Source organism: Kineococcus sp. G2 (assembly GCF_037154035.1).
In the GTDB taxonomy this organism is placed as follows: Bacteria; Actinomycetota; Actinomycetes; order Actinomycetales; family Kineococcaceae; genus Kineococcus.
Map to the genome: position 1 here is coordinate 1 of NZ_JBBBEM010000089.1, position 23,504 is coordinate 23,504.

The 23,504-nt window shown below is 76.5% G+C and carries 23 protein-coding genes and 1 tRNA gene; 11 read left to right on the plus strand and 13 right to left on the minus strand.

What is annotated here, in order from left to right; all coding sequences use genetic code 11:
- Positions 1-28 precede the first annotated feature (28 nt).
- A complete protein-coding gene (locus V9U69_RS13130) occupies positions 29-1,606 on the plus strand; it encodes an MFS transporter (protein WP_442907764.1) in 1,578 nt (525 codons plus the stop codon).
- On the opposite strand, the gene V9U69_RS13135 is transcribed toward V9U69_RS13130, so the two are convergent.
- The gene (locus tag V9U69_RS13135; RefSeq protein WP_337062268.1) at positions 1,596-2,192 is read right to left on the minus strand and encodes a hypothetical protein; all 597 of its coding nucleotides are present in this window, start codon (positions 2,190-2,192) and stop codon (positions 1,596-1,598) included. The two genes, V9U69_RS13130 and V9U69_RS13135, sit on opposite strands and share 11 nt — an antisense overlap.
- A gap of 220 nt (positions 2,193-2,412) precedes the next feature.
- On the opposite strand from V9U69_RS13135, the gene V9U69_RS13140 reads away from it, so the two are divergent.
- On the plus strand, positions 2,413-3,006 hold the full coding sequence (locus V9U69_RS13140) for a PilZ domain-containing protein (protein WP_337062269.1): 594 nt from the start codon (positions 2,413-2,415) through the stop codon (positions 3,004-3,006).
- A gap of 150 nt (positions 3,007-3,156) precedes the next feature.
- The gene (locus V9U69_RS13145) at positions 3,157-3,426 is read left to right on the plus strand and encodes a hypothetical protein (protein ID WP_337062270.1); all 270 of its coding nucleotides are present in this window, start codon (positions 3,157-3,159) and stop codon (positions 3,424-3,426) included.
- A 136-nt stretch (positions 3,427-3,562) separates the two neighbouring features.
- Here the strand turns inward: V9U69_RS13145 and V9U69_RS13150 are convergent, their stop codons facing one another.
- The 3 genes from V9U69_RS13150 to V9U69_RS13160 all read right to left on the minus strand — a co-directional run bounded on the left by V9U69_RS13150 (position 3,563) and on the right by V9U69_RS13160 (position 5,557).
- Positions 3,563-3,859: a hypothetical protein gene (locus V9U69_RS13150; protein ID WP_337062271.1), complete on the minus strand. Its 297-nt coding sequence runs from the start codon at positions 3,857-3,859 to the stop codon at positions 3,563-3,565.
- 91 nt (positions 3,860-3,950) lie between these two features.
- Positions 3,951-5,084, minus strand: a complete 1,134-nt coding sequence (locus tag V9U69_RS13155) for a baeRF2 domain-containing protein (protein ID WP_337062272.1) — start codon at positions 5,082-5,084, stop codon at positions 3,951-3,953.
- Positions 5,085-5,149: 65 nt separating this feature from the next.
- Positions 5,150-5,557 (minus strand): YchJ family protein, encoded by a 408-nt coding sequence (locus V9U69_RS13160; RefSeq protein ID WP_337062273.1) that lies wholly within the window; start codon positions 5,555-5,557, stop codon positions 5,150-5,152.
- Between the two features lie 165 nt (positions 5,558-5,722).
- Here V9U69_RS13160 and V9U69_RS13165 point away from each other — a divergent pair, with 165 nt between their 5' ends.
- Entirely contained in the window at positions 5,723-8,374 is a 2,652-nt protein-coding gene (locus tag V9U69_RS13165) for a SpoIIE family protein phosphatase (protein ID WP_337062274.1), read from the plus strand.
- A 24-nt stretch (positions 8,375-8,398) separates the two neighbouring features.
- Here V9U69_RS13165 and V9U69_RS13170 read toward each other — a convergent pair whose 3' ends face one another.
- From V9U69_RS13170 to V9U69_RS13190, 5 genes are all read right to left on the minus strand, one after another.
- Positions 8,399-9,964, minus strand: a complete 1,566-nt coding sequence (locus V9U69_RS13170) for a methyl-accepting chemotaxis protein (RefSeq protein ID WP_337062275.1) — start codon at positions 9,962-9,964, stop codon at positions 8,399-8,401.
- A gap of 158 nt (positions 9,965-10,122) precedes the next feature.
- Positions 10,123-11,673 (minus strand): LCP family protein, encoded by a 1,551-nt coding sequence (locus V9U69_RS13175; RefSeq protein WP_337062276.1) that lies wholly within the window; start codon positions 11,671-11,673, stop codon positions 10,123-10,125.
- Between the two features lie 135 nt (positions 11,674-11,808).
- Complete coding sequence (locus V9U69_RS13180) at positions 11,809-11,967, minus strand: hypothetical protein (protein WP_337062277.1); 159 nt, start codon at positions 11,965-11,967, stop codon at positions 11,809-11,811.
- A gap of 12 nt (positions 11,968-11,979) precedes the next feature.
- Entirely contained in the window at positions 11,980-12,684 is a 705-nt protein-coding gene (locus V9U69_RS13185) for a class E sortase (protein WP_337062278.1), read from the minus strand.
- Positions 12,681-13,412 (minus strand): DUF881 domain-containing protein, encoded by a 732-nt coding sequence (locus V9U69_RS13190; protein ID WP_337062279.1) that lies wholly within the window; start codon positions 13,410-13,412, stop codon positions 12,681-12,683. The genes V9U69_RS13185 and V9U69_RS13190 overlap by 4 nt, the downstream gene beginning before the upstream one ends.
- Positions 13,413-13,539: 127 nt before the next feature.
- On the opposite strand from V9U69_RS13190, the gene V9U69_RS13195 reads away from it, so the two are divergent.
- Positions 13,540-13,866, plus strand: a complete 327-nt coding sequence (locus V9U69_RS13195; RefSeq protein WP_337062280.1) for a cell division protein CrgA — start codon at positions 13,540-13,542, stop codon at positions 13,864-13,866.
- A gap of 199 nt (positions 13,867-14,065) precedes the next feature.
- On the opposite strand, the gene V9U69_RS13200 is transcribed toward V9U69_RS13195, so the two are convergent.
- Both V9U69_RS13200 and V9U69_RS13205 read right to left on the minus strand, forming a co-directional pair.
- On the minus strand, positions 14,066-14,920 hold the full coding sequence (locus tag V9U69_RS13200) for a rhomboid family intramembrane serine protease (RefSeq protein ID WP_337062281.1): 855 nt from the start codon (positions 14,918-14,920) through the stop codon (positions 14,066-14,068).
- Between the two features lie 75 nt (positions 14,921-14,995).
- Positions 14,996-15,517, minus strand: coding sequence for a peptidylprolyl isomerase (locus tag V9U69_RS13205; protein WP_337062282.1), 522 nt, complete (start codon positions 15,515-15,517; stop codon positions 14,996-14,998).
- 153 nt (positions 15,518-15,670) lie between these two features.
- On the opposite strand from V9U69_RS13205, the gene V9U69_RS13210 reads away from it, so the two are divergent.
- Positions 15,671-16,714 (plus strand): hypothetical protein, encoded by a 1,044-nt coding sequence (locus V9U69_RS13210; RefSeq protein ID WP_337062283.1) that lies wholly within the window; start codon positions 15,671-15,673, stop codon positions 16,712-16,714.
- 59 nt (positions 16,715-16,773) lie between these two features.
- Here V9U69_RS13210 and V9U69_RS13215 read toward each other — a convergent pair.
- Both V9U69_RS13215 and V9U69_RS13220 read right to left on the minus strand, forming a co-directional pair.
- A tRNA-Ala gene (locus V9U69_RS13215) sits at positions 16,774-16,846 on the minus strand.
- 13 nt (positions 16,847-16,859) lie between these two features.
- The gene (locus V9U69_RS13220) at positions 16,860-16,976 is read right to left on the minus strand and encodes a DLW-39 family protein (RefSeq protein WP_337062284.1); all 117 of its coding nucleotides are present in this window, start codon (positions 16,974-16,976) and stop codon (positions 16,860-16,862) included.
- A gap of 181 nt (positions 16,977-17,157) precedes the next feature.
- Between V9U69_RS13220 and V9U69_RS13225 the strand changes: the two genes are divergently transcribed.
- The 5 genes from V9U69_RS13225 to V9U69_RS13245 are packed head-to-tail and all read left to right on the plus strand — an operon-like array spanning position 17,158 to position 23,500.
- The gene (locus tag V9U69_RS13225; protein ID WP_337062285.1) at positions 17,158-18,321 is read left to right on the plus strand and encodes a glycosyltransferase; all 1,164 of its coding nucleotides are present in this window, start codon (positions 17,158-17,160) and stop codon (positions 18,319-18,321) included.
- A 1-nt stretch (position 18,322) separates the two neighbouring features.
- On the plus strand, positions 18,323-19,687 hold the full coding sequence (locus V9U69_RS13230) for an O-antigen ligase family protein (protein WP_337062286.1): 1,365 nt from the start codon (positions 18,323-18,325) through the stop codon (positions 19,685-19,687).
- A complete protein-coding gene (locus tag V9U69_RS13235; RefSeq protein ID WP_337062287.1) occupies positions 19,675-20,823 on the plus strand; it encodes a glycosyltransferase in 1,149 nt (382 codons plus the stop codon). Before V9U69_RS13230 ends, V9U69_RS13235 begins: the two co-directional genes overlap by 13 nt.
- Positions 20,820-22,007 (plus strand): glycosyltransferase, encoded by a 1,188-nt coding sequence (locus V9U69_RS13240; protein WP_337062288.1) that lies wholly within the window; start codon positions 20,820-20,822, stop codon positions 22,005-22,007. The genes V9U69_RS13235 and V9U69_RS13240 overlap by 4 nt, the downstream gene beginning before the upstream one ends.
- Entirely contained in the window at positions 22,007-23,500 is a 1,494-nt protein-coding gene (locus V9U69_RS13245; RefSeq protein WP_337062289.1) for a lipid II flippase MurJ, read from the plus strand. Before V9U69_RS13240 ends, V9U69_RS13245 begins: the two co-directional genes overlap by 1 nt.
- Positions 23,501-23,504: the final 4 nt, after the last annotated feature.

The following is a 23,504-nucleotide window of genomic DNA, read 5'->3' on the forward strand; positions in this document are numbered from 1 at the left end:
CACCCCCGAGCCACCGATCGAGGACCCCGTGACCACGCCCGGCCCCCGCACCTCCCCCGAGAGCCCCGCACCCCGCGCCGGCGCCCGCCGGTGGGCGGCCCTGGCCGTGCTGATGCTGCCCGTGCTGATGATCTCGGTGGACACCACCGTGCTCAGCTTCGCCGTGCCGCACCTGAGCACGGCCCTGGCGCCCACCGGCACCGAGCTGCTGTGGATCGTCGACGGCTACTCCCTGGCCATCGCCGGCCTGCTGGTGACGATGGGCGCGCTCGGCGACCGCTCCGGCCGGCGGCGGTTGCTGCTGGTCGGCGCCGCCGGCTTCGGCGCCGTCTCCGCCCTGGCCGCGTTCGCCCCCACCGCGGAGGCGCTCATCGCCGCCCGGGTCGCCCTGGGCGTCTTCGGCGCCACCCTCATGCCCTCCACGCTGGCGCTGCTGCGCAGCGTCTTCCCCGACCGCGAGCAGCGCCGCACCGCCTTCGCGGTGTGGGCCGGCGCCTTCGCGGGCGGCGCGGCGCTGGGACCCGTGGTGGGCGGGCTGCTGCTGGAGCGGTTCTGGTGGGGTTCGGTCTTCCTCGTCAACGTCCCGGTGGTGGTCCTGGTCCTGGTGCTGCTGCCGCTGCTGGTGCGCGAGTCGCGCTCGGCGGCGCCGGTGCGGCTGGACCCGGCCAGCGCCGCCCTCGCCACCGCGGCGATGCTCGGCGTCGTCTACGGGGTCAAGGCGGTGGCCGACCACGGCCCCGGCGCGCTGCCGCTGGGGGCGCTCGCCGCCGGGGTGGTCCTGGGCGTGGTCTTCGTCCGCCGCCAGCGGGCGCTGGCCGAACCGCTGCTGGACGTGGGCCTGTTCCGGCTGCCGGTGTTCCGCACGGCGGTGCTGGCCAACCTCATGAGCATCTGCGGGATGACGGGGATGCTCTTCGCGGTCTCGCAGTACCTGCAGCTGGTGCTGGGCCTGAGCCCGGTGCGCGCCGGGCTGCTGCTGCTGCCGGGGGCGGTGGTCTCGGTGGGCGCGGGCCTGCTGGCGGCGCGGCTGGCGCGCCGGGCCCGCCTCGACGTGCTGATCTGCACCGGCCTGCTGCTGGGCACCGCCGGGTACGCGGTGGCCGCGACCCTGGGGCCCGCCGGGGACGGCGCGGTGACGGCCGCCGCGGTGCAGCTGGCGGTGGCGTTCGTGGTGCTCTCGGCGGGGACCGGCCTGGCCGAGACCCTCACGAACGACGCGATCCTGTCGGCCGCGCCCGCGGACCGCGCCGGTGCCGCCTCCGCGATCTCCGAGACGGCGTACGAGGTGGGCGCGGTGCTGGGCACGACGGTGCTCGGCAGCGTCCTCAACGCCGTCTACAGCGCGCAGGTGCGCGTGCCGGCCGCCGCGGGGGCCGAGGGGGCCGTGGCCGCCGAGACCCTCGGCGGGGCGGTGGAGGTCGCCGGGCGGCTGCCCGCCGAGGTGGGCGCCGAGCTGCTGGGCTCCGCCCGCGAGGCCTTCGCGCACGGCCTGGACACCACCGCCGCGGCCGGGGCGGTCCTCACCGCGCTGGCGGCGCTGGTGGTGCACCGCCAGCTGCGCCCGCGGGCGGTGGACGCGCGGGTGCCCGAGGACGTCAGGGCGTGACGGTCCGCGCGTCCGGGTCGGCGGCCGCCGCGCGCGTCGGCAGCAGGGCGGCGGCGCGACGGCGGTGCAGCTCCTCGGCGGCGCGCAGCTGATGCTCGGCGCGCCCGGGCAGCGCCCGCACGGCCAGCGCCCAGTCCCCGTCGGGCCCGGCGCCGGCGGCGACGGCGTCGGCGAGCACCCGGGCGGCGACCTGGCGGCGGTGCAGGCCGGCGAGGAGGTCCTCCAGCTCCAGCAGGGCCTGCACGGCGTCCTGCCGGGCGGAGGGCACGCTGGGGATGCGGTCGAGCACGGGCATCCGGTGCAGCAGCGGCAGCAGGCGGGCGGCGCGGGCGGTGGCCCACCCGGCGCCGAGGACGGCCCAGTCGTGCGGGGCGCCGAGCCGGCGCATGGCGAGGCGGACGGTGGCGCGGTCGGCGGCGACCTGGCGGCGCAGGTCGCCGAGCACGGCGCGCTCGTCGGCGAGGTCGGGGTCCCGGGAGACGCGGCGCAGCTGGTCCAGCAGGGCGCCCACCCGGGCGAGCTGCTCGTTGAGGTAGGCGGCCAGCGCGGGGTCGGCGGCCGCGCGCGGGCTCAGGCGCATCAGCACGTGGTCGACGCTACGGGGGCGACGCACCGGCGGTCGAACCGGGCGTGGCGGTGGTGACCTTCACCCGTCCGGGTGGCGGAGCCCGAACGGGTGGAAGCGCCCCCATGTGTGACGTAGCGTGCTTACCTAACTACTAACGGCTGATGCAGGGGGACGGATGGACAGCGCTCAGGGCAGTCTGCTCACGGGCGGGCCCGCGGTCGACACGACCGTGACGCTCATGCCCGCGACCGGCACCGTCGACCACGGCCCCGGCGTGCACACCGGCACCGTCCTGTCCTGGACCGCCGGGGCCGCCGGTCTCGTCGTCACCAGCCACGTCGCCGCCCCGCCCGACACCGTGCAGGCCCTCGACGGCCGGCGCGTCTGGGTCAGCACCGAGGCCGGTGAACCCGGCGCCGTCGTGCCGCACGCCGTCTTCCAGGCCGTCGCCCAGGCCCACCGCGCCGACGAGCTCGCCCTGACCGGCGTGATGCTGCTGGCCTCCGAGACCCGCCGCGGCGCCGTGCGCGTGCCCGCCTCGCTGCCCGTGCACCTGACCACCACCGACGGCGTCGCCGACGCCCGCACCGTCGACCTCTCGCGCAGCGGCCTGCGCCTGGAGGCCGAGGACCTGCCCGCGGAGCACACCGAGGTCGACGTCGCCCTCGAGCTCGAGCACGGCCTGGAGGTGCACGCCCGCGGCGAGGTCGTGCGCGTCGACGACGCCTCCCACGAGGCGGTCGTGCGCTTCGTCGAGCTCGACGAGGGGGCCGCGGAGGTCCTCGAGCGCAGCGTCCTGTCGGAGCTGGCGAAGCAGAACCGGGGTTCCTGACCCCTCCCGGAGCCGGTGGCCGGGCGGCCCCTCCCCCGCCCGGCCACCGTCGCCGCCCGGGTTTGCCGCGCCGCGCAACGGGTAGCGGACGAGTGCGGCGCCCATCGCGCCGCGACACCGACGACGCGACCCGCCAGGAGGCGACGACCCGTGCCCGACGTCCCGCAGCCCGTCAACGACAACACCATCAAGGTCCGCCAGCTCAGCCACTACCAGTTCTCCTGGGTGGCGGGCGAGCCCGGCCAGAACGGCACCTACACCCTGCAGCTCGTCCTCGACGAGGGCGCCTGGGAGGAGGTCCTGACGCTCACGGCCGACGACGCCGACGCCCTGCAGGACCTGCTGGAGAACACCGAGGTCGTGCACTACGACATCGAGCGCCGCACGCTGATGTTCGGGGTGACCCGGACCGGGGACTGAGCCGAACCGCTCGGAAGGCGGCGACCCGGGGATCCGCGGGCGTTCTTCCCCAACACTCGAAGCCCCCGGGCCGCCGCCACCAGTGCACCACGGACCGCCGGGGCGGACCACCCGGGAGCCCGGGGTCCCGCACCGTTCAGACGTCGCCGTCGACGTCCCGCCGGGACCGCCCGGTCCAGCCGCGGGCCAGCAGCCAGGCACCGCCGGCGACGGCCGCCCACGCCGGCCAGCGCAGCACCCACCACCACTCCTGCACGACGGGCGGCGCGCCCAGCGCGTTCGGCCCGTCCGGGCGCAGGTAGGTGGACACGGCGTGCAGCACGATCCCCGCGGCGAGCACGAGGGCACCGAGGAGCAGCAGCCCGCCGTCCCGGCGGGCGGGCGCTCGCCGGGTGCCGGTGCGACGTCCTCCGCGTCCTCCGCGCGATCTCATCCCCCCAGCCTGCCGGACGCGCCCGGCGCCGCGCGTCCGCCGAGCGGCGAGCACCGCCCCGGGGCTCCCTCCCCGGGGCGGTGCCGCGGTCCTACCCCTGGGTGGAGGCGTCGGCGTAGCGCAGCACCGCGCCGATGCCCTCGATGAGGTCGGGACGCTCGGCGACCAGCTCGATCTCGGCGTCGGAGGCCGCCAGCGCCCGCACGACGGCCGCGTCGGCGCGCACCTGCACCGGGTCGGTGGCGCCCAGGGCGCGCACCTCGTCCGCGGAGGTGCCGATCTCCAGCGGCGAGGCACCCACCCACAGGGTCTTGGAGTCCTCGCCGGGGTTCGGGTCGTCGCGCAGCAGCACGGTGCGCACCTGCCCGCGCCGCAGCGCGTCCACGACCGGCCCCAGCCCCTTCACGGCGCGGCCCGCGCGGCCCACCTCCTGCTCGAACTCGTCGACGACCGCGTCGCGCCGGCGGCGGCGCACCTCCTCCAGCGCCTCGGCGACGGCGGCGTTGAACGACTCCTCGTGCACGCCCGCGTGCCGGCTGCCGCCGGGCACGTCCACGAGCAGCTCCAGGACCGGCTTGGCGGCCTTGCCGCGCAGCGCCGCCGCGGCCTTGGTGTCGCCCGTCAGCAGCACCACCTCGGGGTGCTGCTCGCGCACGATCCTCAGCAGCTCCTCCGCGACGGCGGCGGCGTTGTGGTCCCAGGAGTCCTGCACGGCGTGCTGGTAGCGCAGGTGCGCCCAGCCGCCACCGGGGATCTTGTGCAGCAGGTCGTGCCCGGCGGTCACCTCGCGGACCTCCTCGCTGCCGCGGGGAGCGTCGGAGCTGGTGACGGTGATGTCGGCGCCGGCGCGGTCCAGCTCGACGAGCACGTAGCGCACGTCGTCGGCCAGCGAGCGCACCAGCGGCATCAGGTTCGCCACCGGGCCGGCCGTGGCCTCGTCCTGGGCCGGCGGGTCCGGCAGCAGCACGTCGATCTCGATGCCGTCGGCGGAGGCGATCAGGCCGCGCCCCACGGGGCCGCCGACCTCGGGCGGGGTGGTGGCGATCCCGTCCAGCGCGGTCAGGGCGGCCTCGGGGGCGCCCTGACCGACGAGCGCCTCACGTGCGTCCTTCCAGCGCACCTCCATCTCGTGCTCGCCCTTCTCCCGGTTGCGGGAGACGTCGACGTAGACGCAGACGTGCGGGCCGGGATCGGTGGCGACGGGCTTGAGCCAGTCCAGCTTCACGGACGAGTCCTCCTCAGCGAGCTTCGACAGGACGTGTTCTCCGCTCTTACCCACCGCGACGGTGATCAACCCCGCGACACGCCGCCCGCGGGCCCGGTGTACGTCCAGCGCCCGCCGTCGCGGCGGAACGCGGACACCTCGTGCTGCACGTCGCGCCGGCCGCCGTCGCGGGCGTGGGCCTCGAACTCCACGGTGCCGGTGTCGTCGAAGGGGCCGCCGGCGGTGGTGGCGAGGACGAGGAGGCGCCGCCAGCGCTCGCCGGTGCCGGCCAGGTCCAGCTCGGCGGGCCGGGTCGCCGGGTCCCAGGTGCGCAGCAGGTGCGCGGCGTCCTCGCGCACGAAGGCGGTGTAGCGCGAGCGCATCAGCGCCTCGGCGGTGGGTGCGGGTTCCCCCGCGTGGTACCGCCCGCAGCAGGCGGCGTACGGCTCGCCCCACCCGCACGGGCAGGGCGCCCGGTCGTCGATCTCGCGCACGGCCCCACCCTCCCACCGCCGCCGGGTGATCGGTCGCCCGCGCCCCTATGCTGGCGGGGCAGGGCCGACCGTGCGGGTGCCACCACCGCCTCCGGGGCGGGGGGGCAGGACGCGCACGGGGCGTCGGGAGCACCGGGTGCTCCCCGGAGAGGTGGGGGCGAGCGAGTGGTCGAGGCACCGCGTCCCCCCGGCACCGAGCCGGGCGCGCGCGCGGGACGGACGGCGGCCGAGGTGCGGGCCGCCCGCCGGCTGGTCCAGGCCCCCTCGAACCCGGCGCTGCAGCAGCTGGCCGGGCTGGCGGCGCGGCTGCTGGCGGCCTCCGCCTCGCAGGTCTCGCTGCTGACGGACGTGCAGACCATCGGTGCGGTGTCCGGCCAGGACCCCGACCTGGTGGGCTCCACCGGGGCGCTGGCGGACTCCCTGTGCACGGTCACGGCCGCCGGCGGCGCGCCCCTGGTGGTCGAGGACGCCGCCAGCGACGAGCGGGTGGCGTCGCTGCCACCGGTGACCAGCGGCGCGGTGGGCGCCTACCTGGGGGTGCCGCTGGTCGGTCACGACGGGCACGTGGTGGGTGCGCTGTGCGTCTTCGACCCGTCGCCCCGCGTCTGGCGCAGCAGCGACGTGGAGGTGCTGACGGAGCTCGCGGTCGCGGCGACCGCGGAGCTGGAGCTGTCGGCGCTGTCGCTGGAGTACGAGAGCGACCGGCTGCGCTGGCAGCTGGCCGTGGCCGCCGGCGGGGTGGGCAGCTTCGACTGGGACCTGCGCACCGACGTCCTGGAGTGGGACGAGCAGGTCCTGGAGCTGTTCGGCTACGGCGCCGACGACTTCGACGGCACCATGGGCGCCTTCGAGGACCGGGTCCACCCCGACGACCTGGAGCGGGTGCGCCGGCTGCTGGGCGAGGCCGTGCGCACCGGCGGCGGCTTCGAGGCCGAGTACCGCCTCGTCCTGCCCGGCGGCACCACCCGCTGGGTCAAGGCGCGCGGGCAGGTGGTGCCCGGTGCCGACGGGCGCCCGGCGCACCTGCTGGGCGCGGTGTACGACACCACCAGCGAGCACGGTGCCGACGTGCGCGTCGCGCGGGTGCTGGAGTCGATGTCCTCGGCGTTCTTCTCCCTGGACCGGGACTGGCGCTTCACCTACGTCAACGCCGAGGCCGAGCGGGTGCTGCAGCGCCCGCGCGAGCAGATGCTGGGCCAGGACATGTGGGAGCTGTTCCCCGGCGCCGTCGGCGCCGAGTTCGAGGTGCAGTACCGCCGCGCGATGACCACCGGTGAGCAGGTCGACTTCGAGGCGTACTACCCCGCGCCGCTGGAGCGCTGGTACGAGGTCCGCGCCTGGGGGGATCCGGACGGGTTGTCGGTGTACTTCCTGGACGTCACCGCCCGCCACGCCGCGCAGGAGCAGGCCGAGGCCGAGCGGGCGGCCACGCAGGAGGCGCTGCGCACCGCCGAGCGGGCGCAGCAGGCCGCTGAGCGCACCGCCCAGCGGCTGACCCTGCTGGCGCGCGTGAGCGCGGAGCTGACCGCGACCCTGGACACCGAGGAGGCGGTCGCCCGCCTGGCGCAGCACCTGGTGCCGGCCCTGGGGGACTGGTGCATCGTCACCCTCGTCGACGAGCACGGGAGCATGCGCGACATCGGCGCCTGGCACGCGCAGGAGGCGATGCGCCCGGTGGTGCAGCGCTACCGCGAGCTGCGCCTGAGCTCGACCACCCCCTCCTCCTTCCTGCACCGGGCGCTGCGCGAGAACCGCCCGGTCCTGGTGCCCTCCGGCGCCACCGAGGCGATCGCGGCCCTGCTGCGCGGCCGGGCGCGCGAACTGCTGCAGCAGCTGGCCCCGCGGTGCGCGCAGGTGCTGCCGCTGCGGGCGCGCGGGCGCACCGTCGGTCTGGTGACCCTCTTCCGCGGCGAGGGCTCGGAGGACTTCACCTCCGAGGACTCGCTGATCGCCGAGCAGGTCGCCGAGCGGGCAGGGCTGGCGCTGGACAACGCGCGCCTGTACGGCCAGCAGCAGCACATGGCCGAGGGCCTGCAGCGCTCCCTGCTGAGCGCACCGGTGGAGCCGAACCACCTGCAGATCGTGGTGCGCTACCGCCCGGCGGCGCAGGCCGCGCAGGTCGGCGGGGACTGGTACGACGCCTTCCTGCAGCCCGACGGCGCCACCGTCCTGGTCATCGGCGACGTCATGGGCCACGACATCACCGCGGCCGCGGCCATGAGCCAGGTCCGCTCCCTGCTGCGCGGGATCGCCTACTACAGCGGGGAGGCCCCGGCCGCGGTCCTGTCGGGCCTGGACGCGGCGATGCAGGGCCTGGCGGTGGGCACGACCGCCACGGCTGTCGTGGCGCGCCTGGAGCAGAGCGACGACGAGCGCGAGCGTGGCGTCACCCGGCTGCGCTGGTCCAACGCCGGGCACCCCCCGCCGATGCTGCTGACCCCGGACGGCACCGTGACCACCCTGGCCGGCCTGCACCACGACCTGCTGCTGGGCATCGCCCCGCAGCTGCCGCGCATCGACGAGGAGATCGCGCTGGACCGCGGCTCCACGCTGCTGCTGTACACCGACGGGCTGATCGAGCGCCGCGACCAGGACTACGACCGGGGCCTGCTGCAGCTGCGCGAGGCGATCGGCGAGCTGGCCAAGGAGGACCTGGACGACCTGTGCGACGGCGTCCTGCAGCGCCTGCTGCCCGAGCACGCCGAGGACGACGTCGCCCTGGTCGCGGTCCGGCTGCACCCCCAGGACCGCCCGCGCCCGCCCCAGGCGGGACCCCACCGGGTGCCGCCGACTCCCCCCGCCGCAGCACCGCGGTAGCCGGGCTGCGGTCAGCGGCAGCGGTCAGCAGCGGAAGGCGCTGACCAGCTGCTGCAGCTCGGCGGCGGCGCGGGAGACCTCGCCGGCGGTGGTGGCGGTGTGCCCGGCGCCGACGGTGGTCTGGGTGGCGGTGGCCGCGATGCCGGAGATGTTCGCGGCGATCTCCCGGCTTCCGGTGGAGACCTCCGAGACGTTGCGCACCATCTCGTTCGTCGTCGCCGACTGCTCCTCCACCGCCGCGGCGATCGTGGCCTGCAACGCGTCGATGCGGGAGATCACCTCGGTGATGCCGCCGATCGCCCCCGCGGCCGCCGAGGCGTCCGCCTGCGTGGCGTTGACCCGCCCGGTGATCTCCTCCGTCGCCCGCGCCGTCTGCTGCGCCAGCTCCTTGACCTCCCCGGCCACCACCGCGAAGCCCTTGCCCATCTCCCCGGCCCGGGCGGCCTCGATGGTGGCGTTCAGCGCCAGCAGGTTCGTCTGCTCGGCGATGGAGGTGATCAGCTTGACGACCTCACCGATCTCGCGGGAGGAGGCCGAGAGGCGTTCCAGGATCGCGGAGGCGTCGGCGGCGCTGGTCACGGCGGCGGAGGCGACCTGGGACGCCTCGGCGGTGGAGGAGGCGATCTCGCGGATCGCCGCGGACATCTCGTCGCCCGCGGCGGCCACGGTGGCGATCGAGGTGCTGATCTCCTCGGTGGCGGCGGAGACCACCTGCGACTGCTGCGCGGACTCCTCCGCCCCGGACGACAGCTGCGCGGCCACCGCGTTGAGCTCCTCGGAGGAGGAGGCCAGGGTGGTCGCGTTGCCCACCACCTGGCCCATCACCTCACCCAGCCGTGCGGTGGAGCGGTCCAGCGCCTGCGCCATGGTCCCGACCTCGTCGCGGCTGTCGATGCCGACGCGCTGGTCCAGGCGCCCCTCGGCCAGGCCCTCCACCACCGTGACCACCCGCGCCAGCGGGCGGGAGATGCCGCGGGCGATGAGGACGGCGACCGTGACCGCGATGACCAGCGCCACCACGACCGTGACGACGATCTCGGTCAGCGCCACCGTGTACGCCTCCAGGCCCTGCGCGGACCGGTCGGCGGCCGCAGCCTCCTCGCGCTCCTCCATCGCCTCCAGGGCCACGTTGATCTCCCGGCTCGCCGGCGTCGTCGTCGCCGCACGGGCGGCGGCGAACGCGGCCAGGTCCCCGGCCACCGCCAGGGGGACGAGCGTCTCCCGGGCGGCGCGCCAGTCGGCCAGGTGGGCCTCGAAGGCGCGCAGCTGCTCCTGCGGCTGCGAGGGGTTGGTGCCCAGGTACTCGCTCCACGCCTCGTCCAGCGCGGCGTCGTGCTCCGCCGCCTTCTCGGTGATCCTCGCCCGGTCGTCGTCGTCGACCTGCAGGGCCAGGTCGGACAGGTCCTTGGCGGCGAGGTTGAACTCGTTCTGCGTCCTGCCCAGGGCGTGCACGGACAGCACGCCCTCGGCGTACATCGCCTCCACCCGCTCCTGCGCGCCGCGCAGCTGCACCACGCCGACCACGCCGACCACGAGCAGCAGCAGGCTGACCACCCCGAAACCGGCGAACAGCTTCGCCGCGACCCTCATGTCCCGCAAACGACCCACGTCACCGCTCCCGTCCGAACGCGCCGCCACGCCCTCGCGGCGCCCGACAGCGACGGGTGGCTGCTGGTTCAACCACCTCGACCGCACAGGGAGCATCGGCACCCGGAAGGGGGGCGTGGAGCGGGGATCGCCCGATCGGGTCAGGCGCAGATGTCGTCGGTGGCGACGCGGGCGGTGATCGTGGGGTCCGGGGAGGCCGTGGCGCTCGCGGTGGCGGTGGCGCTCGCGGTGGCGCCGGTGAGGCGCGCCCGCACGTCGGTGACCGAGTACGCCGCGGAGGAGACCTCCACCACGACGGTGCGGCCCAGGCTGCTGTCCGGGCGCGCCGCCGCCCCGCCGAACGCGGCCGCCACCGTCTGCGCGCTGTCCTCGCGGTCCGGGCCGTAGCGCACCAGGACCGGCACCGAGGAGTCGCTCGCCTCGCCGTCGCCGACCCCGGCGACCGCGAACCCCACCTCCGCCAGCGCGTCGGCGACCGCCGAGGCCGTGCCGGCCGGGGCGCCCGTGTTCACCACGCGCACCGACACGTCGCCCGGGGCGACGACCAGCTGCGAGCTCGCCGACGGGTCGGTGCTCGCCGTCGCGGTGGGCGCGGGCGTCGACTGCCCGGCGGTGTCGGTGCGGATGCGCTGCCACAGCTCCTCCGCGGCCGCCGTCCACTGCACGCGCGCCTCGTTCGGCGGGTACGGCTCGGTGGGCACGGTCACGAAGCGCACCGCGTCGGCGGGCATGCCCTGCAGGCTCTGCGCCAGGTCCACCAGCTCGCCGATGCTGGCCAGGCCGGGGTCGGTGGTCACCGACTTCGTCGCCGCGTCGAGGAACGAGTACAGCCGGTCCGGGCGCAGCAGGATCTGCGAGCTGGTGACCTCCTGCACGATCGAGGACATCAGGGCCTGCTGGCGCTCGATGCGGGACAGGTCGGAGCCGTCGCCGATGTACCGCACGCGCGCGTAGGCCAGGGCCGTCTCGCCGTCCACGTCCTCGTGGGTGCCGGCCTCCAGGTGGAGGTTCGCCTTCTTGTCGTCGATGTCCTCCGGCGTGCAGATCGTCACCCCGCCCAGGGCGTCGATCATGGAGCGGAAGCCGCTGAAGTCCACCACGGCGTAGTGGTCGACGTACACGCCGGTGAGGGCTTCCACCGTGGTGATCGTGCAGGCCGGGCCCCCGTCGGAGAACGCCGAGTTGAACATGCCGACGTGCGCCTCGATCGTGGTGCCGTCCGGGGCCGTGCAGTCGGGGATCCGCACCATCGAGTCGCGCGGGATGCTCACCAGGGTCGCGCTCTCGCGGTCGCCGGCGAGGTGCACCAGCACGGTGGTGTCGGAGCGGGCCCCCGGGTCGGCGGCCTCGCCGCCGTAGGCGCCGCCGGTGCCGTCGGCCAGCGCCCGGGTGTCGCTGCCCATGACGAGGATGTTCACCGGCGAGGTGTCCGCCGTGGTGTCGGCGTCCCTGTCGGGGCGCGTGCCCAGCAGGCCGGAGACGTCCTCGGCGGTGATGTTGCCCTGCAGGCGCTGGTAGGCGTAGACGCCACCGGCGCCCGCGGTCAGCGCGAGCGCGACGAGCGCCACCGCGGCCACCCGCAGCGCGCGCAGCGCCGCGGTGTGCGCGTGGCTGGCGTGCCGGCCCCGGGCGCGCAGACCCGCACCGGGCACGTCGGCGCGCGGCGGGACGGAGCCGTCGGGTGTGGGCACCCGACCACGGTACGTGGCGCACCGGACCGGCGCGGTCCCGATCCCCGGGCTGCGCGCAGCGCGTGCGCCACGTCTTCACAGCACGTCTTCACAGCACGTCTCCACAGCGCCGCACCGCCCCCCGGCGGTGGGAGGTCAACCGCCGACGGTGGCGTCGTTGACGGCCAGGTGCTCGGCCACGGCGGGGAAGACGACGGTGAAGCACAGCAGCACCACCCCGGCCGCGGCGAGCAGGCTCAGCAGCAGCCGCACCCACCACGGGCCCGGCAGGACGCGCCACCACCACGCGTACACGACGCCCCTCCCTCAGCCGACCGCGGCCAGCGACGCCGGCGGCCCGTCGGCGCGGTCCTGCGACGACTCCAGCTGCGCGTACACGATGTACCGCTGGCGCGCGGAGTACATCGGGTGGCAGGCGGTCATCGTCAGCCACGCCTCGGTGGGCTGCTCCCCCGGCCGGTCCGGCACGGGCGCGGTGATCTCCACCTGGCTCGGGGTGACGATCCGGTGGCGCCGCACCCGGTACGTGTACCAGCGCTCGGCGGTGGCGACGACGACCGCGTCGCCCTCCTGCAGCTCCGCGACGCGGTGGAAGGGCTTGCCGTAGGTGACGCGGTGCCCGGCGATCGCGAAGTTGCCCACCTCGCCGGGCATCGCGGTGCCGGGGTAGTGGCCGATGCCGTCCTGGAGCTCCTCGGCGCCGATGCCCTCCACGACGGGCACGGCGTAGTCGCTGCCGAAGCGGGGCACGTAGGTGATCGCGAAGGCGTCGCCGGTGGGCGGGCTCTGGTCGACGTCCGGGACGGCGGGCGCCGCCGACGCGGTCGGTGCCGCGCTCGCGGTGGGGGCGGGGGCGGTGGCCCAGCGCTCCTGCAGGGCGTCGACGGCGGCGGCCTGGGCGCGCCCGCTGGTCAGGTCCGTCCAGTGCAGCTGCCACACCACGAACAGCAGGACGAGCACCCCGGCGGTGACGAGCAGCTCGCCGGTGACTCCGACGGCGCGGCGGATCACGCGTCGGCCCGGGCGACGTCGAGGGCGGTGGAGCCGTCGAAGGCCGGCAGCAGCAGCCCGTCGGCCCCCTCGTGCGCCTGGACGGACCAACCCAGCCCGTAGGCGTCGACGTACTGGCGGTAGACGGCGACCTGGGCGCTGGCGTCCAGGGCGGCGCGCAGCGCCTGCGGGTCGCCGATCGCGGAGACGCGGTAGGGCGGGGAGTAGGTGCGGCCCTGCAGGACGAGCACGTTGCCCACGCAGCGCACGGCGGAGGTGGACACGACGCGCTGGTCCATGATCGACATCGCTTCCGCGCCGCCGGCCCACAACGCGTTGACGACGGCCTCCACGTCCTGCTGGTGCACCACGAGGTCGTCCGGGGAGGCGCCGGCGGGCCGGACGGTGTCGGGGGCGTCGTCGAGGACGACCGTGACGCCGGGGCCGGTGGCGGCCAGCGCCCCGGAGGCGATGCCGAGGGCGGGCTCGGCGAGCGGGTCGGCGACGTCGGCGGGCGCGGCGGCCCGGCTGAGCTCGGCGACCTCGGCGCGCAGGTCGCCCACGCGTTCGGCGCGCTGCTCGTTCAGCCGGGAGCGCTCGGCGACGAGGGCGCCGAGGTCGGCGGTGTCCGAGCGCAGGTCGGTGCCGCGGGAGGTGAGGGCGCTGGTGGCGAACAGCAGGCCGGCGAGCGCGAAGACGCCGGCGACGGCGCCGCGACGGACCAGCGTGCGCGTCCGGGGTGCTCGCACGTCCTCCCCTCCCCGACCCCGTTCACGCGGTGCGCCCGTGGCGCGACCGTCCGTGGGGTCTGCTCCTACTACGCTAACCAGGCGACCAGCGTGCTCCTGCACGCCCCGTCCCGACCCGGAGGTTGACGTGCCCGAGCCCCGCCCCGAGCGGAAGCGCGACGAGGAGACCGCGGAGGGCACCGGCGCGGAGGTCGCGGCGGAACCCGGCCGGCGCCGCCGGCGCGGCGCGAGCACCGCCGACGACACCGACCGCGCGATCAAGGCCCGCAACCGGCTCACCCCGCGCTGGTGGATCTTCGCCATGGTCGCCCTGATGGTGCTGGGCCTGCTGTGGATCGTCGTCTTCTACCTCTCGAGCGCGCAGTACCCGGTGCCCGGCTGGAACAACTGGAACCTGGTGGCCGGTTTCGGGCTCGTCCTCGTGGGCTTCGCCATGACGACGCGCTGGCGCTGACCGCCGTTCACCACCGGGGCCCGGCTGTGGATCGCCCGGGGGCCGACGAGGGCCTTGTCCACAGCTTTCGTCCACCGCTCTGTCCACAGGCTGTGGATGACTGTGGGTGGAGGCGGGTGCCTGTCCACACCCCCACCCACAGCGCGTGGACAATCACCGCCCGTTCGCACACCTGTGCGGACCACCTGTGGACGAGCGGTCAGAGCACGGACCGGCTGCCCGCGTGCGCCAGCAGGCTCAGCACCACGAGCGCCACGGCGCCCACCGCCGCCCACTGCACGCCCCGGGCCCGCCGCCGCAGGCGCACCAGCAGCGTGGCCACCACCAGGCCCGTCACCAGACCACCCAGGTGCGCCTGCCACGACACACCGCTGATCACCAGGCCCAGCACGAAGTTGATCGCCACCAGCGCCACGACCTGACCGGTTTGCCGGCCCAGGTCCCGGTTGACGACCACCAGCGCCCCGAACAGGCCGAAGACGGCGCCCGAGGCACCCACCAGGCTCGTGTGAGCCGTCAGCGGCAGCAGCAGCGCCCCCACCGCCCCGCCGAGCGCGGAGAGCAGGTACAGCGCGGCGAAGCGCGCCCGCCCCAGCAGGGGCTCCAGGTAGTGCCCCGTCAGCCACAGCGCGTACGTGTTGAACAGCAGGTGCAGCAGCGAGGCGTGCAGGAACGCCGACGTCAGCGGCTGCCACCACGTGTCCGCGTCGAAGCTGTTCGCGTAGCCGATCTCGTTGACGAGCGGCAGGTAGTAGTAGACGTCCGCCGGCAGCACGTAGCGGGCGGCGAACATCGCCACGCACACGGCGACGACGGTCTTCGTCACCAGGGTGTCGCGCACCCGGACGGAGCCGCCGAACGCGGTGCGACCGCGCCGCAGACCGCGCTCGCCCTCGGCGACGCAGTCCACGCACTGCACCCCGACCGCGGCGGGGCGCTGGCACTGCGGGCAGGCGGGCCGCTCGCAGCGCTGGCAGCGCACCCACGACTCGCGGTCGGGGTGCCGGGGGCAGACGGGGACCCCGGTGGAGGTGTGGTCGGTGGCGTCGCTCACGCTGCGCTCAACGCACCGGGGGCCGTCGTCGTTCGCGCGTTCCGCGATCGGCGGAACGCGGCCCGGGCGGTCGGGTCAGCGCTCGACGTCGACACCGGTGATGACGACCGCCTCGCGGGGCGCGTCGGCCGGCCCGGTGGGCACCTTCGCGATGGCGTCCACGACGCCGCGGCTCTCCTCGTCGGCGACCTCGCCGAAGATCGTGTGGCGGCCGTTGAGGTGCGGGGTGGTGGTCACCGTGATGAAGAACTGCGAGCCGTTGGTGCCGTGGCCGGCGACCTTCCCGGCGTTGGCCATGGCCAGCAGGTACTTCTTGTCGAAGCGCAGCTCGGGGTGGATCTCGTCGTCGAACTGGTAGCCGGGACCGCCGCGGCCGTCGCCGCGCGGGTCGCCACCCTGGATCATGAAGCCGTCGATGATCCGGTGGAAGGTCAGCCCGTCGTAGAACGGCTCCGTCCTCGTCTCGCCCGTCGACGGGTCCTTCCACTCCTTGGTGCCCTCGGCGAGGCCGACGAAGTTCGCCACCGTCTTCGGGGCGTGGTTCTCGAACAGCTCGATGCGGATGTCACCGTGGTTGGTGTGCAGGGTCGCGCGCATGCGGTCATCGTCGCACGGGGTCCCCGGGCCACCGCACGGTGGCGCGGTCGGCGCCGCTGCGGTGGGATGGGGGTCCTGATCGCCGCGCGGGGCACGCACCCGCGCCCCGGAGCGTTGCTCCCGGCGAGACGACCGCAGACGGAGGAGGAACGGATGTCCCTGACCAAGAACCGGCCCGGCAAGCTGGTGCAGGTGCGCGAGCAGGGCACGACCCTCGCGGAGAAGGCCCTGACCGAGAAGGTCGCCCCCGCCGTGGACAGCGCCAGGACGTGGGCCACCCCGCACGTCGAGACCGCCCGCACCTGGGCCACCCCGCACGTGGAGGTCGCCCGCACCTGGGCGACGCCGCACGTGGACAGCGCCCGCACGTGGGCCACCCCGCACGTCGAGGCCGCCCGCACGTGGGCCACCCCGCACGTCGAGACGGCCGCGCAGCGGGTCGGCCCGGCCGTGGACACCGCTCGCGAGCGGCTCACCACCGAGCTGCTGCCCCGCCTGGCGGAGGCCGTGCACGAGGCGGCCGACACCGCGAGGACGGCCGCCACCCCGGCCGTCGCGGCCGCCACCACCGCCGCGACCACCGCGGCGACCACCGCGGCCGCCAAGGGCGCGGCGGCCACCACGGCCGCGGCCGCGGCCGCCAAGGGGGCGGGCACCGCGGCCAGGGGGGCGACCACCGCCGCCAAGGGCGCCGCCACCGCCGCCGCCGCCAAGGGCGCGGGCAGCGCCCTCAGCGGCACCAAGGTGGCCCGCGAGCGCAGCGCCGACGCCCTGGCGGTGCTCAAGGGCGAGGCCACGGTGAAGAGGGCGAGGAAGTCCCGCAGGGGCCGCAAGCTCCTCCTCCTGCTGGCGCTCACCGGCGCCGGTGCCGCCGTGTTCTCCGCGGTGCGCAGCCGCAAGCAGGAGGACCCGTGGGCCACGCCGGGCGCCGCGTGGACGCCCGCCGCCCCGACGAACAAGCCCACCGCCACCCCGGCCCCCGTGCCCGACGCCCCGCGGACCGGGGGCAGCGCCCCCGCCGCGGAGGACGCGGCCCCCGAGAGCCCCGGCCCCGTGGCCACCGGCAGCGCCCCCGGCGGTCAGGGCGACACCTCCGGGCTGGTCGCCGAGGAGCTCCCCGACGAGCCGCCCTCGAACGCCGTGCGGAACTTCGAGGAGGCCACCGCGCCCGTCGAGGACGACGAGAAGAAGGACTGAGCGTCCCGAGCACGACGAAGGCCCCCACCCTGCGGGTGGGGGCCTTCGTGCTTCCCGGGTGGAGGCGAGGGGACTCGAACCCCTAACCCCCTGCTTGCAAAGCAGGTGCGCTACCAATTGCGCCACGCCCCCGGGGGCACCGCGTTCAGCGCACGGTGTCGGTGGCTTCCGCCCACAGGTCGCGCTCGGCCTTCGCCGACGCCTTCTGACGCCACGCGAGGGCTGCGCCCGCCACGACGGCCACCAGCAGCAGCTTCTTCAACGGATGACCTCCACGACGTGCCGAACGGCCTCGAAGGCTAGCACGGGCCCCCTCCCCGCCCCCGGCCGTCGCGCGCCGCCCAGCTCCGCCGCTCAGCTCCGCCGCTCAGGTCCGCCGCTCAGGTCCGCCGCGCCGGTGCCGACGGGGAGGTCCGGAACACCCCGAGGCGACGCAGAGGACCATGACGGCACCGCAGCAGGCACTCCCGACCCCCCCGGTCGCGCCCCGCCCCGGGGCGGGCCCGCGCACCGCCGTGGTGCACGAGTGGATCGCCGCGCGCGCCGGCGCCGAGCAGGTGTTCGAGGCGCTGGCCGGCACCTGGCCCGAGGCGGACCTGTACGCCCTCAGCCGCGCACCCGGCGCGCACCTCGACGTGCAGGGCCGCGCCGTGCGCACCACCGCCCTCGACCGCGCCGCCACCCGGGAGCGGCGCGCCCTCACCCTGCCGCTGATGCCGCTGGCGTGGCGGACCCTCGGCCGCGGCGACTACGACCTCGTCGTCACCTCCCACCACGCCTTCGCCACCGCGCACCGCCTCACCGCGCCCGGCGGCACGCACCTGGCGTACGTGCACACCCCCGCCCGGTACGTGTGGAGCCCCGAGCTGGACGGGCGGGGCACCTCCCCGCTGCTGGCGCCGGCACGCCGGCTGCTGGCGGGCGTGGACCGCCGCTCGGCCGCGCGGCTGACGGCCGTGGCCGCCAACAGCGCCGAGGTGGCGCGCCGCGTGGAGCGCTTCTGGGGCCGCGAGGCCGTCGTCATCCACCCCCCGGTGGACGTGCAGCGCTTCGCCGCCGCCCCCGGAGAGCGCGACGAGCTGGACCTGCCCGCCGGCTACCTGCTGGCGCTGGGCCGCTGGGTGCCCTACAAGAACCACGCGCTGGTGGTGCAGGTCGCCGAGCGGCTCGGCCGGCCCGCCGTCGTGGCCGGCGCCGGCCCCCTGGCCGCCGCCCTGCGCCAGCGGGCCGCGACGGCGTCCGTGCCCGTCGTCGTGCTGGAGCGCCCCGGCGACGCGCAGGTGCGCGAGCTGCTGCGCCGCGCCAGCGCCCTGGTGTTCCCCACGTTCGAGGACTTCGGGATCGTGCCGGTGGAGGCCATGGCCTCCGGCACGCCCGTCGTGGCCCTGGCCCGCGGCGGCGCCGCCGAGACCGTCGTGGACGGCGTCACCGGCGCCCTCGTGACCGAGCACCACCCCGCCGCGTACGCCGAGGCGCTCGAACGCGCCGAGGCGTGCTCCCCGGACGCCTGCCGGGAGCGGGCGGCGGCCTTCGGGCTGCCGCGCTTCCGCGCGCAGGTCACCGCGTGGGCGGCGGCCCACACCGGCGCGACGGCCGGGGGGCGCTGACGTGGAGCTCCTCGTGGGCGCCGCCCTCGCCCTGACTGGTGCCCTCGTGTGCGTCACCGCCGGCGACCGCACCCGGCTGCTGGTGGCCGCGTTCCTCGCCGTGCCCCAGGTGTTCGCCGGCCCGCTGGGGGCGCTGTCCCTGCCGCTGAGCCAGTGCTGGGTGATCCTCGCGGCGCTGTGCTGGCTGCTGGAGCGCAAGGGGCTGCCGCTGACGGACCCGGTGCTGCGAGCGGTCCTGGCGTTCACCGCCGTGCAGGTCGCCGCCGTCGTCTGGTCCCCCGACCCGCTCGTGGGGGTGCTGGAGGCGGCCCGCCTGGCGTCCTTCGCCTTCCTGTACCTGCACGTGGTGCGGGTGGAGCGCGAGGACCCGCGCGGGGTCCGCGGGCCGCTGGAGGTCGTGCTGGCGTGGGCCCTGGTGGTGGCCGCGCTGGTGTGGGCGTTCCGGCTGTCCCCCGACCTGGAGACGGCGTTCCTGCGCTCGCCGCTGGCGGTCGCCGTCGCGGGGCCGGACGCCATGACCGCCTTCTGGGGCGAGGGCGCCAACAACGTGATGGACCCGGCCAAGGCCGGCGGGTTCTTCATCAACGCCAACGTCGCCTCCATGTTCCTGGGCGTCGCGACGTTCGCCTTCCTGGCGCTGGGCGTGGACGGGCACCGGCGCCGGTACCTGCTCGGTGCGCTGGTGACCTGGTCGGCCACCTTCGCGACCGGCTCGAAGACCGCCGCCGCGCTGGCGCTGCTGCTGCCGGTGGCGGTGCGGGCGGTGCACGTGCTGGGGCGCCCCGCGGCCCGCTGGTTCCTGCCGCAGGCGGCGGTCCTCGTCGCCGGCGGCGCCTGGCTGCTGCCCCGCCTGCTGGAGCGCTACGTGCCCGCCTACGCGGACGCCTCCGCCGAGAGCCTCGCCAGCCGCGCCCCGATGTGGGACGCCGCCCTGCAGATGTTCCGCGACCACCTCCTGCTGGGGCTCGGGCACGGCGGCTGGGCGAGCACCATGGAGCTGTACGCGCACCTGGGCGTGGACGCGCTGCCGCCGCACAACCTCCTGATCGCCGCGTGGGCCGCCACCGGCCTGGCCGGTGTCCTGGTCCTGCTGGTGCTGGCCGGCACCGTCCTGCACCGGCTGGTGGCCGTCGTGGTCCGGCGCGCCGGTTCACCCCTGGCCCGCACGGCGGGCTTCGCGCTCGGCGCGTGGTCGTGGGTGCTGGTGCACGGCATGGGCGACAACACCACCGTGTACGGGGAGTCCAAGTCGATGATCCTGCTGGCGCTGCTGCTGGGCCTCGTCACCGCCCGCCGGGACGCGCCGGCGGTGGCACCCGCCGCGCGCGCGGCCGTACCGGTGCAGGGGCGCACGTGCCCCGCGTAGCGGTCCTGCGCCACCAGCTGGGGGTGGCCTCCGAGCCGTTCGTGCTGGAGCAGGCGCGCCGCTTCACCCGCTACGAACCCGTCCTGGTCGGCCGCGACCCGCTGCCTCCCGGCGCCGACCCGGGCCTGCCCGTCGTCACCCTGGCGCAGCGGTGGGGGGCCACCGCCGCCGCCGGGTACGCCGCGGGGGCGGTGTCCTGGCCGCTGACCCGGGTGCTGCGGGAGGTGCGCGCCGACGTCGTCCTCGCCCACTTCGGCGTCGAGGGCGCGCACGCGCTGCCCAGCGCGCGCCGCGCCGGGGTGCCGCTGGCCACCGTGTTCCACGGCTTCGACGCCACCTGCGGCCGCGCCGCGCTGCTGCGCGCGCGCCGCGCGTCGTGGGTGACGTACGTGCGCCGGCTGCCGCGCCTGGCGCGGCACGGCGACCTGTTCCTGCCGGTGTCCGGGCACCTGCGCGAGCGGCTCCTGGCGCGGGGGTTCCCCGCCGAGCGCACCGTCGTGCACCACCTCGGCCTCGACCTGGGCAAGGTGCCGGCCACCGGGCCCGCCGGGGACGGGCGCACCGTGGTGCACGTCGCGCGGCTGGTGGAGAAGAAGGGCACCGAGCACCTCCTGCGCGCCGTGGCCCTGCTGGCCGCGCGCGGTGGCGACGTGCGACTGGTGTGCGTGGGCGACGGCCCCCTGCGCGGGGCGCTGGAACGCCTCGCGCACGAGCTCGGGATCGCCGGGCGGGTGACGTTCACCGGGGCGCTGGGCAACCCGGACGTCCTCGCGCACGTGGCCGCCGCGGCCGTGCTGTGCCTGCCGAGCGTCACGGCCCGCTCCGGCGACCAGGAGGGGCTGGGCCAGGTCCTGCTGGAGGCCGGTGCCCTCGGCCGCCCCGTCGTCGCCACCGCCCACGGCGGCATCCCCTCCGCCGTCGTCGACGGCGTCACCGGCCTGCTGGTGCCCGAGGCGGACCCGGCCGCGCTCGCCGCGGCCCTGGCCCGCCTCCTCGACGACCCGGAGCTGGCCCGCCGCACCGGGGAGGCGGCGCGCCGCCACGTCGAGCGCTCCTTCGACGCCGCCCGCCAGACCCGCCTCCTGGAGGACGTGCTGGACGGGCTCCTGCGCACCCGAGCGGGGGGCGCGCGGTGAGCGGGCGCCTGGTCGTGATGACCCGCGGGCTGCCGCACCACCACGTCGGCGGGATGGAGTCCGTCGCGTGGGACCTCTCGCGCGCGCTCGCCACCGGGTCCGCCGTCACCGTGCTCACCACTGCGCTGCCCGCCCGCGCGAGCGCACCCGGGCACACCTTCGCGCAGGACGGCGTGGACGTGCGGGCGCTGCCCGGCACCGCGCCCGGTCGGTACTCGCGCGCCTGGTGGGGCGCCTCCCGGCGCGCCCTGGCGGAGCTGCTGGACGAGGGCCCCGTCGCGGGGGTGCTGTCCGTGAGCGCCGCCGCGTTCGGCTGCCTGGACCTGCCGGCCGCCGCAGGCACCCGCCTGGTCCTGCAGGCGCACGGCACCTCGCTCACGGAGCTGCGCTCGAAGCTGGAGCGCCGCTCGCTGCGGTCGACCGCCTCCACGGCGCGCAACGCGGTGGGCCTGGTGCGCGACCTGCGGTCCTACCGGCGCTTCGACGCGGTCGTCGCCGTCGGCCCCAGCGTGGCGGAGTCCTTCACGTCCTTCCCGCTGAGCCGGTTCGGCCGGGTCCCCCGGCTGCTCACCATCGCCAACGGCGTCGACACGTCGGTGTTCCACCGCGACGACCGGGCCGCGGCGCGCGTCCGCCGGCGCCTGGGCGTGCCCGCGTCCGCGCGCGTCCTCCTGGTGGCCGGGCGGCTGCACGAGCAGAAGCGGGTCGACCGGGTGCTGCGCTGCCTGCACGAGCTGGCCGGTGCCCGGCCGGACCTGGACCCCCACCTGGTCATCGCCGGCGAGGGACCCGAGGAGCGCAGGCTGCGCGGCCTCGCCGCCGCGCTGGACCTGTCGCCGCGGGTGCGCTTCACGGGGGCGCTGGAGCGCGAGGACCTGGCAGCGCACTGCTCGGCGGCCGACCTGTCGGTGCTCGCGTCGCAGCGGCGCGAGGTGGGCCTGACGATGTCGGTGCTGGAGTCCCTGGCCTGCGGCACGCCCGCGCTGGTCCCGCTGAGCACCGCGGGCACCGACGACGCCCCGGACGCGGTGACCCGCGTCGACACCTCGGACGCGAGGGCCACGGCGACCGCGGCCGCAGCCGTCCTGGACCGCGGGCACCCGGCCGGCTCCCTGCTGCCGGGCCGCTACGAGCTGCGCCGCGTGGCGCACGAGTACGACCAGCTGCTGCGCGGAACGCGCTGATGGCCACCGGCACGATGCGCTCCGCCGTGCAGCGGCTCTTCTGGGGCGGTCTGGCCGGCAAGCTCCTCGGTCTCGTCCGCGAGGTGCTGCTGGCCGCCGCCTACGGCACCGGAGCGCCCGCCGTGGCCGCGCGGGTCGCCCAGACCGCCACCCTCGTGCCCGTCGACCTCGTCACCGCCGACGCCCTCAGCGCCGGGTTCCTGCCGGTGCACGCCGGGCTGCGCCGGCACGACCCCGCGCGGGCCGCCGCGCTGTTCCACGCGCTGCGAGCGGTGCTGCTGGTGCTGGCGCTCGCCGTCACCGCCGCCCTGCTGCTGCTCGCCGGCCGGGTCGTGGACCTGCTGGCGCCCGGGCTGGACGCCGGCACGGCCGCCACCGCGGCGACGTTCCTGCGGGTGATGGCCCTCGGCCTGCCCAGCTACCTGCAGTTCGCCCTCCTCAGCTACCTGGAGGCCTCGCACGGCTCGTTCCGGCTCTCCAGCGCCCGGCCCACCGCGCAGAACACCGGGATGGTCACCGGGCTGCTGGTGGCCTGGTGGCTGTCGGCGCCCGTGGCGCTGGCGTGGGGGTTCCCCGCCGCCTACGTCGCCCTGCACGCCTGGGCGCACCTCTCGCTGCGCCGCCGCGGGGTGCTGCCCCCGCCGAGGTGGGAGCGCAGCGCCGCCCGGGACGCGCTGGCGCAGCTGTGGCGGCGGGTGCGCCCCCTGCTGCTGCTGCCGCTGGTGCTGCAGTCGTCGGTGGTGGCCGAGCGGGTGGTCGCGTCCCTGCTGGGCGACGGGGTCGTCGCCGCCGTCGACTACGCCCGCTTCGTCGCCACCACCGGGGTGAGCCTGCTCGCGGTGCCGCTCGGACTGGCGGGCCTGGCGGTGCTGCCGGAGCTGAGCGCGCCGGACGCCCGCGAGCGCCTGGAACGGCTGGTGCCGGCGGTGCTCGTCGTGGTCGCCCCGCTGTCCGCGCTGCTCGCCGTCGAGGCCGGCGGGGTCGTGCAGGTGCTGTACGGGCGCGGCGCGTTCGACGCGGCGGCGGTCGCCGCGTCGGCGCAGGTCCTCACCGGCTTCGCCGTCGGGTTCTGGGCGCAGGCCCTCTCGTACGTGCTGGTGAAGGCCCTGAACGCGCGCGACCGCAACCGCGCCGCCGTGACCGCCCTGGTGGCGGGGCTGGCGCTGACGCTCGTGGTGGACCTGACCCTGCCCGCGGTGCTGGGGCCGGTGGCGCTGGGGCTGGCCGTGTCGGCCGGCGCGGTGGTCACGACCGCGCTGGCGGCGCGGTCACTGGGGCTGGGCCCGGTGCTGGTGCGCTCCGCGGCGCGGTGCGCCCCGGGGGCGCTGCTCGCGGCGCTCGCGGCGGCGCTGGCGGGGGCGGCGGTGCCGGGGGCGTGGGCGGGGCTGGTGCTGGGATCGGCGGCGGCGCTGGCGGTGTGGTGCGCGCACGTGGCGTGCGTGCCGGCGCTGCGCCGAGCGGTGGTGGGGGTGCTGCGGTCCTCCCGCCCGTGACGGG

What these genes read in the sequence shown, in the direction of transcription:
- V9U69_RS13245 (WP_337062289.1), top strand. Translation starts at nt 22,007, where the DNA reads ATGGCCACCGGCACGATGCGCTCCGCCGTGCAGCGGCTCTTCTGGGGC.
- V9U69_RS13205 (WP_337062282.1), bottom strand. Translation starts at nt 15,517, where the DNA reads ATGCGCGCGACCCTGCACACCAACCACGGTGACATCCGCATCGAGCTG.
- V9U69_RS13150 (WP_337062271.1), bottom strand. Translation starts at nt 3,859, where the DNA reads ATGAGATCGCGCGGAGGACGCGGAGGACGTCGCACCGGCACCCGGCGA.
- V9U69_RS13140 (WP_337062269.1), top strand. Translation starts at nt 2,413, where the DNA reads ATGCCCGCGACCGGCACCGTCGACCACGGCCCCGGCGTGCACACCGGC.
- V9U69_RS13170 (WP_337062275.1), bottom strand. Translation starts at nt 9,964, where the DNA reads ATGAGGGTCGCGGCGAAGCTGTTCGCCGGTTTCGGGGTGGTCAGCCTG.
- V9U69_RS13210 (WP_337062283.1), top strand. Translation starts at nt 15,671, where the DNA reads ATGTCCCTGACCAAGAACCGGCCCGGCAAGCTGGTGCAGGTGCGCGAG.
- V9U69_RS13225 (WP_337062285.1), top strand. Translation starts at nt 17,158, where the DNA reads ATGACGGCACCGCAGCAGGCACTCCCGACCCCCCCGGTCGCGCCCCGC.